This window comes from Bacillus haynesii (genome assembly GCF_001969855.1).
Taxonomy (GTDB): domain Bacteria; phylum Bacillota; class Bacilli; order Bacillales; family Bacillaceae; genus Bacillus; species Bacillus haynesii.
Map to the genome: position 1 here is coordinate 50,518 of NZ_MRBL01000023.1, position 14,892 is coordinate 65,409.

At 48.5% G+C, this 14,892-nt stretch carries 15 protein-coding genes; 3 read left to right on the plus strand and 12 right to left on the minus strand.

From position 1 onward, the window contains the following. The first annotated feature begins 25 nt into the window (after window positions 1–25). Entirely contained in the window at window positions 26–850 is an 825-nt protein-coding gene (locus tag BTA31_RS18400) for a membrane protein insertase YidC (RefSeq protein WP_076793453.1), read from the plus strand. A 138-nt stretch (window positions 851–988) separates the two neighbouring features. Here BTA31_RS18400 and BTA31_RS18405 read toward each other — a convergent pair whose 3' ends face one another. Both BTA31_RS18405 and BTA31_RS18410 read right to left on the minus strand, forming a co-directional pair. Further along, window positions 989–2,107, minus strand: a complete 1,119-nt coding sequence (locus BTA31_RS18405; protein ID WP_076793454.1) for a tripeptidase T — start codon at window positions 2,105–2,107, stop codon at window positions 989–991. A gap of 20 nt (window positions 2,108–2,127) precedes the next feature. Beyond that, on the minus strand, window positions 2,128–3,657 hold the full coding sequence (locus BTA31_RS18410; RefSeq protein ID WP_076793455.1) for an acyl-CoA carboxylase subunit beta: 1,530 nt from the start codon (window positions 3,655–3,657) through the stop codon (window positions 2,128–2,130). A gap of 90 nt (window positions 3,658–3,747) precedes the next feature. Between BTA31_RS18410 and prli42 the strand changes: the two genes are divergently transcribed. Further along, entirely contained in the window at window positions 3,748–3,849 is a 102-nt protein-coding gene (prli42, locus tag BTA31_RS22885; RefSeq protein ID WP_016885946.1) for a stressosome-associated protein Prli42, read from the plus strand. 140 nt (window positions 3,850–3,989) lie between these two features. Here the strand turns inward: prli42 and BTA31_RS18415 are convergent, their stop codons facing one another. From BTA31_RS18415 to BTA31_RS18435, 5 genes are all read right to left on the minus strand, one after another. Then, on the minus strand, window positions 3,990–4,949 hold the full coding sequence (locus BTA31_RS18415) for an aromatic acid exporter family protein (protein ID WP_043927814.1): 960 nt from the start codon (window positions 4,947–4,949) through the stop codon (window positions 3,990–3,992). 72 nt (window positions 4,950–5,021) lie between these two features. Further along, the gene (locus BTA31_RS18420) at window positions 5,022–5,744 is read right to left on the minus strand and encodes an arginine ABC transporter ATP-binding protein ArtM (protein WP_043927815.1); all 723 of its coding nucleotides are present in this window, start codon (window positions 5,742–5,744) and stop codon (window positions 5,022–5,024) included. Further along, on the minus strand, window positions 5,737–6,399 hold the full coding sequence (locus BTA31_RS18425) for an arginine ABC transporter permease ArtQ (protein ID WP_043927817.1): 663 nt from the start codon (window positions 6,397–6,399) through the stop codon (window positions 5,737–5,739). The genes BTA31_RS18420 and BTA31_RS18425 overlap by 8 nt, the downstream gene beginning before the upstream one ends. A gap of 87 nt (window positions 6,400–6,486) precedes the next feature. After that, window positions 6,487–7,254, minus strand: a complete 768-nt coding sequence (locus BTA31_RS18430; RefSeq protein ID WP_043927819.1) for an arginine ABC transporter substrate-binding protein ArtP — start codon at window positions 7,252–7,254, stop codon at window positions 6,487–6,489. Between the two features lie 226 nt (window positions 7,255–7,480). Further along, window positions 7,481–7,918, minus strand: a complete 438-nt coding sequence (locus tag BTA31_RS18435) for a BrxA/BrxB family bacilliredoxin (protein ID WP_043927820.1) — start codon at window positions 7,916–7,918, stop codon at window positions 7,481–7,483. A gap of 183 nt (window positions 7,919–8,101) precedes the next feature. On the opposite strand from BTA31_RS18435, the gene BTA31_RS18440 reads away from it, so the two are divergent. Next, complete coding sequence (locus BTA31_RS18440; protein WP_043927821.1) at window positions 8,102–9,004, plus strand: YegS/Rv2252/BmrU family lipid kinase; 903 nt, start codon at window positions 8,102–8,104, stop codon at window positions 9,002–9,004. A 26-nt stretch (window positions 9,005–9,030) separates the two neighbouring features. Here the strand turns inward: BTA31_RS18440 and BTA31_RS18445 are convergent, their stop codons facing one another. Genes BTA31_RS18445 through buk form a run of 5 tightly spaced genes read right to left on the minus strand, consistent with a single transcriptional unit; the run spans window position 9,031 to window position 14,863 of the window. Then, window positions 9,031–10,311 (minus strand): dihydrolipoamide acetyltransferase family protein, encoded by a 1,281-nt coding sequence (locus BTA31_RS18445; protein WP_076793456.1) that lies wholly within the window; start codon window positions 10,309–10,311, stop codon window positions 9,031–9,033. 23 nt (window positions 10,312–10,334) lie between these two features. Then, window positions 10,335–11,318: an alpha-ketoacid dehydrogenase subunit beta gene (locus BTA31_RS18450; RefSeq protein ID WP_076793457.1), complete on the minus strand. Its 984-nt coding sequence runs from the start codon at window positions 11,316–11,318 to the stop codon at window positions 10,335–10,337. Between the two features lie 12 nt (window positions 11,319–11,330). Beyond that, window positions 11,331–12,323: a thiamine pyrophosphate-dependent dehydrogenase E1 component subunit alpha gene (locus tag BTA31_RS18455; protein WP_094777452.1), complete on the minus strand. Its 993-nt coding sequence runs from the start codon at window positions 12,321–12,323 to the stop codon at window positions 11,331–11,333. A gap of 22 nt (window positions 12,324–12,345) precedes the next feature. Next, the gene (lpdA, locus tag BTA31_RS18460) at window positions 12,346–13,767 is read right to left on the minus strand and encodes a dihydrolipoyl dehydrogenase (protein WP_043927825.1); all 1,422 of its coding nucleotides are present in this window, start codon (window positions 13,765–13,767) and stop codon (window positions 12,346–12,348) included. Beyond that, complete coding sequence (gene buk / locus BTA31_RS18465) at window positions 13,757–14,863, minus strand: butyrate kinase (RefSeq protein WP_043927826.1); 1,107 nt, start codon at window positions 14,861–14,863, stop codon at window positions 13,757–13,759. Before buk ends, lpdA begins: the two co-directional genes overlap by 11 nt. Window positions 14,864–14,892 lie beyond the last annotated feature (29 nt).

Genomic DNA, 14,892 nt, shown 5'->3' on the forward strand with positions numbered 1-14,892 from the left:
CCCTTTTATTCAGAAGGAGGAGAACGTGTTGAACACGAAATTAAAACAAATGTTTGCGACTGCAATGTTTTTGATCATGACCATGTTTATAGGTGAACAAGCTTCGGCAGCCACCGGCAGTACCGGAGGAAGCGACAACTTCTTCAACCATTATGTCGTGGTGCCTTTTTCAGAGCTGATTAAAGGAATCGCCGGATTTTTCCACGGAAACTACGGACTGTCGATTATTTTTGTGACCATCATCGTCCGGGTTCTCGTCTTTCCGCTGTTTGCCAACCAGTATAAAAAACAGCGGACAATGCAGGAAAAAATGGCGCTTGTCAAGCCTGAGCTGGATGCAATTCAAAGCAGGTTAAAAAAGACGAAAGATCCCGTGAAGCAGAGGGAAATTCAGCAGGAGATGATGCAGCTTTACCAAAAGCACAACATCAACCCGCTGGCGATGGGCTGCCTGCCGATGCTGATTCAGTTTCCGATTCTGATCGGTTTTTATTATGCGATCCGCTCGACGCCTGAAATTGCTTCGCACTCTTTTCTCTGGTTTAACCTCGGGCATTCTGATATTATCGTATCTTTATGCGCCGGGTTCATGTATTTTATCCAGTTCTATGTGTCTCAAAAGCTGAACGCACAGAACGCACAATCAAATCCGGCGGCTCAGCAGTCCGCCAAAATCATGGGCTTCTTTTTCCCTGTGATGATGACGATCTTTTCGATCAATGTCCCTGCAGCCCTGCCGCTGTACTGGCTGACAAGCGGACTGCTTCTGACGATTCAATCCGTCGTTCTTCATCAGGTTTACCAAAAAAACAAAAAAGCCATTCAGCCTGCTGAATCGGCTACAAAATAAAAAAGCTTGCGCCTTTAAAGGCGCAAGCTTTTTTGTATTTCTCTTCAACCTTCTCGTGACTTCGGGGATGGTGAGGCCGTTTCCGCTGAAACCATCGGCTGGAGCTGAAACGGTGACTTTCCCCATAAAACCCCGCGTTTATGATGGATTTGCTACTTCCTCAATAATGGCAACGACCATTTCTGCAGTTTTAACAAGTTCCTCAATCGGCATTTTTTCGTTTTTCGTATGGATCTGTTCATATCCGACTGCAAGGTTGACAGTCGGAATGCCATGGCCTGCGATGATGTTCGCATCGCTTCCCCCGCCGCTCGTCAACAGCTCGTACGGACGGCCGATTTTCCCGGCGGCTTTTTTGGCGATTTCAACGACGAGATCCCCGTCTTTGTATTTAAAGCCCGGGTACATGACTTCGATTTCCACCTCGGCTCTGCCCCCCATTTCGGCGGCGGCTGCTTCGAACGCCTGCTTCATTTTTTCGGTCTGCTTTTCCATTTTTTCTGGAACAAGCGAACGGGCTTCAGCGAGAATCTCGACCTGATCGCAGACGATATTGGTTTGCGTTCCGCCCTCAAAGCGGCCGATGTTAGCTGTCGTTTCCTCATCGATGCGGCCAAGCGGCATTTTTGCAATCGCTTTTGAAGCGATCGTGATCGCGGAGACTCCTTTTTCCGGCTCTACTCCGGCATGAGCCGTTTTCCCGTAGACAGTTGCTCTAATTTTCGCCTGTGTCGGCGCTGCTACGATAATATTGCCGACCTTCCCGTCGGAATCAAGCGCATATCCGTAATCGGCTTCGATCAGCGAACGGTCTAAAGCTTTTGCTCCGACAAGCCCCGATTCTTCACCGACCGTAATGATAAACTGGATCGTTCCGTGCGGAATGTTTTTTTCTTTCAGCACTTTTACAGCTTCGAGCATCGCTGCAAGCCCTGTTTTGTCGTCAGCTCCCAAAATCGTTGTGCCGTCTGTTTTGACATATCCGGCTTCAATGACCGGCTTCACGCCTTTTCCGGGTACGACCGTATCCATGTGGGATGTAAAGTAAATCGTGTCCGCCTCTTTCGTTCCCGGAAGCGTGCACACGAGGTTTCCCGCTCCGTGCCCCGTTTTTGGCGCGGTGTTATCTTCCACGACATCCATTCCAAGCGCCGTAAATTTTTCTTTCAGCACCTTGCAGATGTCAGCTTCATGTTTTGTCTCGGAATCAATTTGCACAAGTTCTAAAAACTCTTCTAACAGACGTTTTTCATTCATGCTAGTTTCCCCTCCATTTTTTAAAGCGGTATATTTCCATGCTTTTTGTCCGGCCGGATTTCTTTTTTGCTCTTCAGCATGTCAAACGTTTGGATCAGCTTCTTCCGCGTCTCTTTCGGATCGATGATATCGTCAACCATGCCGTATCTTGCAGCGGTAAAAGGGCTTGAAGCCTGCATGCACTTCCGGATTTTTTCCTCCCGGGCGGCTTGCGGGTCTCCTGATCGTTCGATTTCCTTGGCAAACAGCACGTCTGCAGCTTCCGAAGCGCCCATCACCGCAATTTCTGCATTCGGCCACGCAAACACGGCATCCGCTCCAAGTGCCTTGCTGTTTAAAGCAACATATGCTCCGCCGTATGCTTTTCTTAAAATGACCGTCACCTTGCTGACAGTGGCTTCTGCATAGGCGTAAAGGATTTTAGCGCCATGCCTGATCACCCCGCCGTGCTCTTCCCGTATGCCCGGAAGAAAACCGGGACAGTCAACCAAAGTTAAAATCGGGATCTGAAAGGAATCGCAAAAACGGATAAACCGGGCGATTTTGTCAGCCGCATCCATGCTGAGGCTTCCGGCTAAATACTTCGGCTGGTTGGCCACGATCGCCGCCGTTTCCCCCGATATCCTTGCAAAACCGATCACCGCGTTTTTGGCAAAATGGCACTGCACTTCAAAAAATGTTCCGCTGTCTGCGATTTCCGCGATAATCTGTTTGACGTCATACGGCCGCTGACCGTCTTCAGGCAGGATCGTCATTAGAGCAGGCCTTATATCATGATCTTTCGCCTTTCTCGCCTTGGCGGGAGGCTTTTCTTCGTGATTCTGGGGGATGTAGGACAGAAGCTTGCGCACCTCCTTGAGGACGGCCTCATCGGAATCCCCGGAAAAATGGGCATTCCCGCTGATTGAATTATGTATATAGGCGCCCCCCAATTCTCCGGAGCTGACAGCTTCGCCTGTCGCCGTTTTGATGACTTTCGGACCGGTAATGAACATCTGTCCGGTTTTTTCGCTCATGAAAACGAAATCGGTCAAAGCGGGAGAATAAACCGCGCCGCCTGCACAAGGGCCGAGAATGACAGAGATTTGCGGAATGATGCCTGAGCAAAGGACATTTCGGTAAAAAATATGACCGTATCCATCTAATGATAGCACACCCTCTTGAATTCTCGCACCACCTGAGTCGTTCATACCGATGAAAGGGACCTTATTTTTGAGGGCAAGATCCATGACGGCCGCTATTTTCTTGGCGTGCATTTCTCCGAGCGCTCCGCCGGTGACGGTAAAGTCCTGGGAAAATAGATAAACGGGCCGTCCGTCGATCTTTCCGAATCCCGTGACAACCCCGTCGCCTAACGGGCTGCCAGGCTGCCGGCTTCTGGCAAAGGCATTCAGTTCAGTGAACGTTCCCTCATCAAGCAGAAGATCAATTCGTTCTCTGGCAGTGAGTTTGCCTTTTTGTTTCTGCCTGTCGATCCGTTCCTGTCCGCCCCCGAGTGAAGCTTTTTGGCGGCTGTTGTTTAAATCGTCGACTCTTTCAAACATATTCATCACGTTCTGCTCCTTCTCTATTTGATTATTACACGAAACTTGTCCGATGAAAAAAAGCAGTATAAAATAATGGGAGATTAAAAAACAGAGGTGAAAAGTTTGTCTCGAAAATTCATCAAATTCATGGTTATTTTAATGATCGGCGTCATGGTGCTGACCACTCTGCTTACCGGAATCAGCATGATTTTCTAATACAGATCATGAAAGCAGGCGATTCTTTTTTCAGAAAAACGCCTGTTTTTTTCGGGCTTAGGCTTCCGCGAGAATAGAAAAAACCGCACGGGTTTCTCCCCGTTTCATTAGATTGACCAATGAAGGAGAAACTCATGCGGTTATGCAGGAGATTTAATTCCTTTAAAGTAACTCTTAATTACAAGATACTGTTCCATTTCGCCGAGAAAATTGAAAAGAGCAGCGCGCGCTTCAAATTCTTCGCGTGTCGTCGGCAGCTCCATCTCGTCAATTTCCTCTCTCATTTTCACGAGCCGCTTCAAAAATTTATGAGCCGTATTTCCGGGATGGATGGCCCCTCTTAAATCATGAAGAAACGCTGCGATCATCTGCCCCTGTTCAACCGTCATCGAAATCGACGTGATTTTCGGCAGCACCCTTTCGATAATTTCAAATTGCTTTTCTCTCATTTTAAAATAGTGATAATAGAGGTTTTCGTGCCTGAGAAAATGATTTTCCACGTCGCGGTATGCCAGGGTCTTCGCTTCATTGATCAAACGGTGCGTCTCAGGAATCTCTTTTCCCGTCCAGTCCTGTTCCCCGGTCAGTAAATAGCGTTCGATTTCTTCAAAAATCTTGGCAAAGTTATCTTCGATTTTCTGCTGATACTGTTTGAGCTCTTTATCGAGGCTCGGCATGTACAAATTCATCAGCAGGGCAACGCCGATTCCCGTAATGATGATGAGGAATTCGTTCCAAACGAGAGAAAGGGTGATCCCTTCCGACATATAAAGGTGAAGAATGATGACCGAACTTGTGACGATTCCTTCTTTTATTTTCAGAAGAACGGTTGTTGGAATAAAAAACAGCAGCATCAGACCGATGACAGCCGGATGATAGCCGATCAGTTCAAAAAACGCGTATGAAAAGCCGATCGCAAGAATGCATGCCGCAAACCGGGCCCATGATGCCTGAAGGGACCGCTTTTTCGTCACTTGAATACAGAGGATCGTGATGATCCCTGTCGACACAAAATTATGGAGGCCGAGCAGCTGTGCGATATAGATGGCCAATGCTGTTCCAAGCGCTGTTTTTAATGTGCGATAACCTATTTTAAACATCGTTAACCCCAATCTTTTCTGCTAGTCTTAATGAATAAAAAAGAAGAAGATCAGCATCTTCTTCAGCTTATTTTATAGTATTTTCTCTAAAAAGTCTTGAGCTCTTTTCGATTTTGGAGAAGAAAAAAACGCTTTAGGATCGTCGTCTTCGACAATGGTTCCTTCATCCATGAAAAGCACCCTGTCGGCGACTTCTTTGGCAAATCCCATTTCGTGCGTCACGATCACCATCGTCATCCCGGTTTTCGCCAAATCCTGCATCACTTGGAGCACTTCCTTGACCATTTCGGGATCAAGGGCTGATGTCGGCTCGTCAAACAGCATGATATCCGGATTCATCGCCAGCGCCCTCGCAATCGCGACGCGCTGCTTTTGCCCCCCTGATAAACGGTTCGGATAATCATCTTTTTTATCGATAAGCCCCACTTTCTCAAGCAGTTCTTCCGCTTTTTTCGCTGCCTCCTGTTTGCTTTCTTTTTTGACATGGACAGGTGCATACGTAATATTTTCAAGAACCGTTTTATGCGGAAACAAATGAAAATGCTGAAAGACCATGCCGATGTTCTCTCTGATTTTCAGCACATTTGTTTTCGGGCTTGTAATCTCTTGATCCTGAATGAAAATGCTGCCCTCCGTCGGCTTTTCGAGCAGGTTTAAGCAACGCAGAAACGTTGACTTGCCTGAGCCCGACGGACCGATGACAGCGGCTACTTCGCCTTTTTCAAAGGAAACGGAAATATGTTTAAGCACCTCGTGCTTTCCGAAAGATTTTGAGAGATTGCGAACATTAATCATTGACATTCAGCTTCCTTTCAATCGCTTTGCCGACAAACGTCAGGATCAAAACGAGCACATAGTAGATGAGGCCCGCAAACAGCATCGGCTCAAGCGGGCTGTAGATCGCAGCTCCCGCCTGATAGCTTCGTCTCATAATATCGCCGAGTCCGATGACGGTGACAACAGCCGATTCCTTTGTCAGTGTAATCGATTCGTTGATCAGCGCGGGCATGATGTTTTTAAAGGCCTGCGGCATCAAGAGATCCTTCATCATCTTTGCATACGGGACGCCCAGCGCCATCGCCGCCTCTTTTTGCCCTTTGTCGATCGCATTGATTCCGGCTCTGATGATTTCTGATACATAAGCAGCGGAATTTAAGCCGAATGCGATGACGGCCGCCCAATAAGCATCAATATCAAAGCCAAGCACCTGAGGCAGCCCGTAATAGACGATCATCAGCTGCAGAACGAGCGGTGTCCCCCGGAATATGGAAGTGTAAAAGTCGGCAATCCATGCGAGGGGCTTGATCGAACTGATTTTTAAAAGCGTAATCAAAACCCCCAGCAAAAATCCAAGCACGGCCGCAGCCGCGACCACTTTTAAGGTAACGCCCAAGCCTTCCAGGATGAAAGGCATTTCAGGTATTGTACTAGAAAAATCAAGAAAATTCATGATGACTCTCCCTCTCCCGCCTCATCATCAAAGAGGCGTACATCGCTTTAGAAAAAAAAGTTCAACAAAAAGTTGAACTTTTCACGCTTACTTTTTTGTTTCTCCGCCGAACCATTTTTCTTTCAGCTTATCAAGTTCTCCGCTTTTCTCCATTTCTTCAAGCGCTTTGTTGAACTTCTCGGTCAAACCGCTTCCCTTTTTGAAGGCGATCGCAGAGCCGGCTTTTTCATCCGGTTCTTTCGGCAGATTGTAGCCAACCAGTTCTTCATTTTTATCAATATATTTTTCGGCAACGATATCTTCAATGATTGCTGCGTCAAAGCGGCCCGCTTTGATTTCTTCAGTTAAATCCGAAATGCGGTTGCGGTTTTCAACTTTTAAATTGTAATCCGGCGTGAGCTCCTTCGCTTTTTCTTCCTGGATGGAGCCAAGCTGTACGCCGACCGTTTTTCCTTTCAGATCGTCAAGCGATTTGATCCCGCTTGATTTTTTCGTAACGATCATGTTGTGCGCCGTATAGTAGACGTTTGAAAAATCGACCTGTTTTTTGCGTTTAGGCGTCGGCGTCATTCCTGAAAGCACAATGTCGACTTTGTTTGTTTTAAGAGCGGTCACCAGGCCGTTGAAGTCCATGTCTTTCACTTCGATTTCATGGCCCGTTTTTTCAGCCAGTGCATTGGCCAGATCAACATCAAAACCGACAATCTGATCTCCGTCTTTCGATTCAAAAGGCGGGTAATCGGCGGAAGTTCCCATCACCAATGTTTTTTTATCATCAGAGCTGCTGCTCGTCCCGCAAGCAGTCAATGCAAATGTGACACATGCTGTCACTACCAGTAACATCCATTTTTTCATGTTGTGTATCCCCCTGAACCTGTTTGTTTGAATATTTATTCGTTGTTATGTATTTTAAACATTTTCCGAGGCGGATGCAATACCATTTTGAAAAATAACTTAAAACCTTTAAATAAGCCTTTAAATACCAATTAAACGCCTGTGTCCTGATCTTTCCGATTGCATATAAAAAGCATTTTTATACACAAAAAAAGCCTGCCATATGTTTTGGCAGGCGGTATTTCCCTTATACTTCTTCACAGTATTCTTCAAACAGTCCTTGAAGCTTGGTGATGACAGCCATCGGCTCATAGCCTTCAATTTCATGGCGTTCTACCATTTTTAAAATCTTGCCGTCTTTTAAAAGGGCGAATGACGGAGAAGAAGGCGGATATCCTTCAAAATATTCCCTTGCTCTGGCCGTCGCTTCTTTGTCTTGTCCGGCAAAAACGGTGACGAGATAATCCGGGCGCTTATCATAATGAACTGCATGATGGGCGGCAGGTCTTGCAATCCCTCCTGCACAGCCGCAGACGGAGTTGACCATCACAAGCGTAGTGCCTTTTTTCGTGAGTGCTTCATCAACCTCTTCAGGCGTTTTCAGTTCGGTGTAGCCGGCAGCCGTTATTTCCTGTCTGGCCTGGCGCACGACATCGTTCATAAACAGATTAAAATCCATGTTCACTTTAAGATCTCTCCTTTTTAGCCGCTTTCAGCATCATGCTAAAGCCGCTGTTTGCTCATCTGTTCTAATGATACTTTGAAACCGTCCGGACCGCAAATCAGGCGATTCGTGTTCCTTCAGGTTTATGGCACGGGCAGCCCGGGGAAAAATAAGTAAAGACCCTATAAAATAAAGGAGTACTTTATGAATCGAAAGAAAGCAATGCTGATATACAACGGTAATGCAGGGCAAAAAAATGTTAAAAAAACACTCGGTGCTGCCGTACCGATTCTTTCACAAGCTATAGACGAACTCATCGTGAAACCGACGAGAAAAAAACGCGATGCGTTCGAATTTTGCCGGGAGATCGGGGAGGATATCGGGCAATTGTTTATATTAGGCGGTGACGGGACGGTACACGAATGCATTAACGGCATCAGTCAGCTTCACACCAAGCCTGATATCGGCATTCTCCCGGGCGGTACATGCAACGACTTTTCCAGAGCGCTCCGGATTCCCCAGAACATTGAAAAAGCGGCGGAAGCGCTCGTCAATGGAAGTCCCGTCCCGGTCGATGTTTTAAAAGCAAATGATCATTATTGTCTCAACTTTTGGGGCATCGGATTGATCACGGAAGCTTCGAGCCATATCAATCAAACGGAAAAAGCGCTGCTCGGAAGAATCAGTTATTTTACGAGTGCACTGCGGACAATCTCCAATCTTGAGCCCTTCTCTTTCCGCCTATCGATTGACGGAGAAGAGTTTACTGACGAGGCGGTCATGGTGGTCGTGCTGAACGGACCATTTATCGGAACGAACAAGATCCCCCTTCCGCAGCTGAGCATTAACGACGGAAAAGCGGACATCCTTGTCTGCCGGAATACGAATCTGGCTGCATTGAAAGAGCTTTTTGCAATGGATGATCCCGAATGGGAATCCTTTGAAGGCGAGCTCTCCTATTATCAGGGGCAAAGTGTTCAAGTTGAAACCGCCCATCCAATGGAAGCCGATACAGACGGCGAAATCAGCACAACAACGCCGGCTTCAATCGAGGTCCTAAACGGGCATCTCCGTATGCTCGCCCCCTTAGAAAAAGAAAAAAGCTGACCCTTAACGGGCCGGCTTTTTCTTTTTTAATAGATGGACGTATGATCATCGATTTGTTCCAGAATCTCTTTCACACGGGCAAGGAATCTGCCGCAAATGAGGCCGTCAAGCACTCTGTGATCGAGGGATAAGCACAGGTTCACCATATCCCTGACCGCGATCATGCCATGCTCCATGACGACGGGACGCTTGACGATCGATTCAACCTGCAGAATGGCCGCCTGCGGATGGTTGATGATCCCCATCGACTGAACCGATCCGAACGAACCGGTATTGTTGACCGTAAACGTACCCCCGCTCATATCCCCGCCGGTCAGCTTGCCGCTTCTGACCTTATGAGCCAGTTCGGAGATTTCTCTTGCGATGCCTTTAATCGTTTTTTCATCGGCATGCTTGATGACAGGAACGTATAACGCATCCTCAGTCGCTACTGCAATTGAGATGTTGATGTCTTTTTTCTGAATGATTTTATCTCCGGCCCACATGCTGTTCATTTGCGGGAATTCCTTCAGCGCCTGTGCGATCGCTTTGACAAAGAACGCGAAAAAGGTCAGGCTGAAGCCCTCTTTTTTCTTGAATTCGTCTTTTATTTTGTTACGATAGCTCACAAGACTAGTGACATCCACTTCCATCATCGTCCAGGCATGAGGGATTTCATGCTTGCTTCTGACCATGTTGGTCGCAATCGCATGACGGATTCCAGTCACAGGAATCTCGACGTCTCCGGCTGCACTTTGAGGCGGTGCAGCTTGAGGGGCGGCTTGCGCCGGTTTTTGAGCAGGTTCGCTCATTCCCCCGGCATTTGCATCCGGCTGTTTTTCCGGCGTTGCATCAGCTTGAGGAACAGCTCCGGTAGCAATGATACGCTGGATGTCTTTTCTTGTGATCCGTCCGCCCGCACCGGTACCTTCCACCTGCTCCAAATCGATGTTGTGCTCTCCGGCAAGTCTCAGCACCGCCGGAGAAAAACGTTTTTTCTGAGATGTATCTTTCGCCTCCGGTTTGGCCGGCTCCGCTTCCGCTTGATCTGGCTTTGAAACAGCCTCAGCCTCCGGTTTCGCATCTTCATTTGTTTCGACTTTGCAGATGACGTCTCCGACTTGCAGAGTTTCGCCTTCCTTCCCGACAAGCTCGGTAATCGTTCCCGTGAACGATGAAGGGACTTCAGCATTGACCTTATCCGTCATCACTTCAGCAATCGGATCGTATTTGTTGACGTGATCTCCGACGCTGACGAGCCATTTGCTGATGGTTCCCTCAGTCACGCTCTCTCCGAGCTGCGGCATTGTCATTTGTTCCACTGCCATACGATATGTCCTCCTTCGCTATATTAAAACTCGGCCAATTCTCTCATCGCTGTTTCTGCTTTATCCGGATTGACCATAAAGAATTTTTCCATTGTAGGAGCATACGGCATTGCCGGGACGTCAGGGCCCGCCAACCGCTTAATCGGCGCATCCAAATCGAACAGGCAATGCTCTGAAATGATCGCGGCTACTTCACTCATAATGCTGCCTTCCTTCGTATCCTCGGTCATCAGAAGCACTTTGCCCGTTTTGGAAGCCGCTTCAATAATCGCTTCCTGATCGAGCGGATATACCGTTCTTAAATCAAGGATATGTGCGGAAATCCCGTCTTTGGCAAGCCGCTCGGCAGCCTGAAGGGCGAAATGGACGCACAATCCGTATGTGATGACGGTAATGTCGTCGCCTTCCCTCTTCACGTCCGCCTTTCCGATCGGCAACACATAGTCGTCACTCGGCACTTCGCCTTTGATCAGCCGGTATGCACGTTTATGTTCGAAGAACAGCACAGGATCATCATCGCGGATGGCCGCTTTCAAAAGCCCTTTGACATCATAAGGCGTCGAAGGCATGACGATTTTCAGTCCGGGCTGGTTGGCAAACACGGCTTCAACCGACTGTGAATGGTACAGCGCACCGTGCACGCCTCCGCCGTAAGGTGCGCGGATGACGATCGGACAGTTCCAGTCATTGTTGGAGCGGTAGCGGATTTTTGCCGCTTCCGAAATAATCTGGTTGACAGCCGGCATGATAAAATCAGCAAACTGCATTTCGGCGACCGGTCTCATCCCGTACATGGCAGCCCCGATTCCGACGCCGGCAATTGCGGATTCCGCCAAAGGTGTGTCCATCACCCGCTCTTCGCCGAACTGGTCGTAAAGACCGGCTGTCGCCTTGAACACACCGCCTTTTTTGCCGACATCCTCCCCTAAAACAAAGACGCGGGGATCCTTTTCCATTTCTTCTTTCAAAGCCAAAGTGACAGCATCTATATATGACATAACTGGCATTGTTCTTCCCCCTTACTCCGCATAAACATGCCGCAGCGCATCTTCCGGATCTGCATAAGGTGCATGTTCAGCATAATCTGTTGCTTCATTGACGATGGTTGTGATCTCATCCGACATTTGCTTCTCAGACTGGTCATCCAGAAGCCCTGCTTCTTTTAAGTATTGTGCGAATTTGTTAAGCGGATCATTTTTCTTCGCCTCCGCCACCTCTTCGCGCTCTCTGTAGCTTCGATCGTCATCATCGCTGGAGTGCGGGGTCAGCCGGTATGATATCGTTTCGATTAATGTCGGACCTTCGCCTCTTCCGGCCCGTTCCCTTGCTTCTTTAACCGCTTTGTAGACTTCAAGCGGATCATTTCCGTCAACGGTCACGCCAGGCATGCCGTAACCGACGGCACGGTCGGAAATGTTTTCACAAGCCACCTGCTTTTCGTAAGGAACCGAGATGGCATATTTATTGTTTTCACACATAAAAATGACGGGAAGCTTATGCACGGCGGCAAAGTTCGCTCCTTCATGGAAGTCCCCCTGGTTTGAAGAGCCTTCGCCGAACGTCACAAAAGTCGCGATGTCTTTCTTGTCAAGCCTTCCGGCAAGCGCTACACCCACCGCATGCGGAACTTGCGTTGTCACCGGCGAAGAGCCCGTGACGATCCTGTTTTTCTTTTGGCCGAAGTGGCTCGGCATCTGCTTTCCTCCTGAATTCGGGTCCTCGGCTTTTGCAAACGCCGACAGCATTAAATCTTTTGCCGTCATTCCAAAAGCAAGCACAACGCCCATATCCCTGTAATACGGAAGCGCATAATCGTTCTCCCGGTCTAAAGCGAAAGCCGCTCCGACCTGGGCTGCTTCCTGTCCTTGACAAGAGATGACAAAAGGAATTTTGCCTGAACGATTTAAGAGCCACATCCGCTCATCGAGTTTTCTGGCTAAAAGCATGGTTTTGTACATGTCGATTGCTTGTTCATCTGTTAATCCCACTGCTTCATGACGGTTATTGCCCATTTTTTTCACTCCTTCATGCTTTCTAAAAATGAATCGCTTTTCCATCTACGGCAAGGGCGGCTTCTCCGATCGCCTCCGAAAGCGTCGGATGCGGGTGGATCGTTTGTCCGACTTCCCACGGGGTGGCGTCAAGCACCTTTGCCAGACCGGCTTCGGATATCATGTCTGTCACATGCGGGCCGATCATGTGAACGCCCAAAATATCATCTGTTTCGCGATCGGCGACGATTTTGACAAAGCCGTCCGTCTCTCCGTACACGAGCGCTTTCCCAATCGCCTGAAACGGAAATTTACCTACTTTGACGCTCTTGCCCTGCGCCTTCGCCTCATCCTCTGTCAAGCCGACCGATGCGGCTTCAGGGCTTGAATAGATGCATTTTGAGACAAGCGAATAATCGATGGCGTGCGGGTTCTCGTCTGCAATATGCTCAACGGCCGTAATCCCTTCGTGGGAAGCTGCATGTGCAAGCTGAAGGCCGCCGATCACATCTCCTATCGCATAGATGTGGGATTCTTTTGTCTGGTACATGCTGTTTGTCACGATAAAGCCGTTTTCCACCTGGATATCCGTGTTTTCCAGACCGATCCCTTCAACATTTGCCTGCCTTCCGACCGATACGAGCATTTTCTCAGCGGAATAGGTCTGTTTTTCTCCGTCTTTTTCCGCTTGAATGCTGACCGTATCGCCTTTTGCCAATGTGTCGGGCAGCACTTTTGCTCCCGTGATGATTGTGATGCCTTTTTTCACTAGCTGCGTCTGCATTTCTTTAGAAATATCGGCATCCTCAGTCGGTAAAATCCGGTCTGCATACTCAATGACGGTCACATCAACACCGAAATCACACAGCATGGAAGCCCACTCGATTCCGATGACACCTCCTCCGACAATCAGCATGGAAGCCGGAAGCTGCTCAAGTTCAAGCGCTTCGTCGGATGACAGAACGCTTTCCCCGTCAAGCTCAAGCCCTGGCAGCGACCTGGGCCTTGAGCCTGTGGCGATGATGACGTTTTTCGGTATGAGCATCTCATTTTCATCCCCGTTCGCCATCTCAACGGAAACCGTCCCCGGGTTCGGGGAGAAAATCGACGGCCCGAGGATCCGTCCGATTCCTTCGTAAACATCGATCTTTCCTTTTTTCATCAAGTGTTTGACTCCGTTGTACAGCTGGTCAATTATTTTTTGTTTTCTGCTTTGAACTTGAGAAAACCGCAGTCCGACTTCAGGAATGACCACTCCGAATTCGTCCGCCTTTTTTGCTGTCCTGTAAACTTCCGCGCTTCTAAGGAGCGCTTTCGACGGGATGCAGCCTTTATGAAGGCACGTACCGCCGAGTTTCCGCTTTTCAACGACGGCTGTTTTCAGCCCGAGCTGTGAAGCTCTGATGGCAGCCACATAGCCGCCTGTGCCCCCTCCGAGAATCACGAGATCGTATTCAGTTGCCATGACTATCCCTCCTCTGGTTCGGATACTGTTTTGCCTCTTCTTCGCCGTTCAATACGCGAAATGCACCTTCAGCCAATGCTTGAAGCTCATTTTCTCCCGGAAAGACGACGACATCCGAAATCCAGTCTATGTATTGTCTGATCGAGGAAATAAACGATTTTCCGTATGCCAGTCCGCCTGTCAAAATAATGGCATCGACTTCGCCTTTTAAGACGGCGCTGGCCGCCCCGATTTCTTTGGCGATTTGATAAGCCATCGCTTCATAGATGAGCGCAGCCTTTTGATCGCCTTCCTTGATCATTTTCTCAACTTTTACCGCATCCGTCGTGCCGAGATAGCCGGCAAGCCCTCCGCCGCCGACAAGCATTTTCATCAGCTCGTCTTTCGTATATTCGCCGGAAAAGCACATATCGATCAGATCGCCCGCAGGAATGGTTCCGGCCCGCTCGGGACTGAGCGGACCTTCCCCGTGAAGGCCGTTGTTGACATCGATCACCCGTCCGTGGCAATGGACGCCGATCGTAATGCCGCCTCCCATGTGGGTGATGATCATTTTCATATCTTCATACCGCTTCCCGAACTGCCAGGCCGCTTTCCTTGCGACAGCTTTTTGGTTGAGTGCGTGAAAAATACTGCGCCTTTCAATAGCCGGCGTGCCGGAAATTTTTGCGATAGGGGCCATTTCGTCCACAACAACAGGGTCAACGATAAAAGCGGGAATATTTAATCCATCGGCAATCTCCCTGGCGATGATGCCCCCGAGGTTTGATGCATGCTGCCCCGCATAGCCGTTTTTCAAATCGACGATCATCGCATCATTGACTTCATAAGTCCCGCCTTCAATCGGTCGAAGCAGCCCTCCCCGGGCGCAAACGGCATCAAATTTAGAAATATTGATTCCCTGTTCATGCAGGGTTTCGAGTATCGCCTGTTTTCTGAACGAATATTGATCAATAATGGTCTCGTATTGCTGTAACTCAGCCTCGTCATGACGGATTGATTTTTCGAAAATCGAACGGTCATCATGAAAAACGCCGATCTTTGTAGATGTTGATCCCGGATTGATGACGAGAATACGTTTTTCCTGTACCTGCATTGATTTAAAACCTCCAATAGTGAATAGGG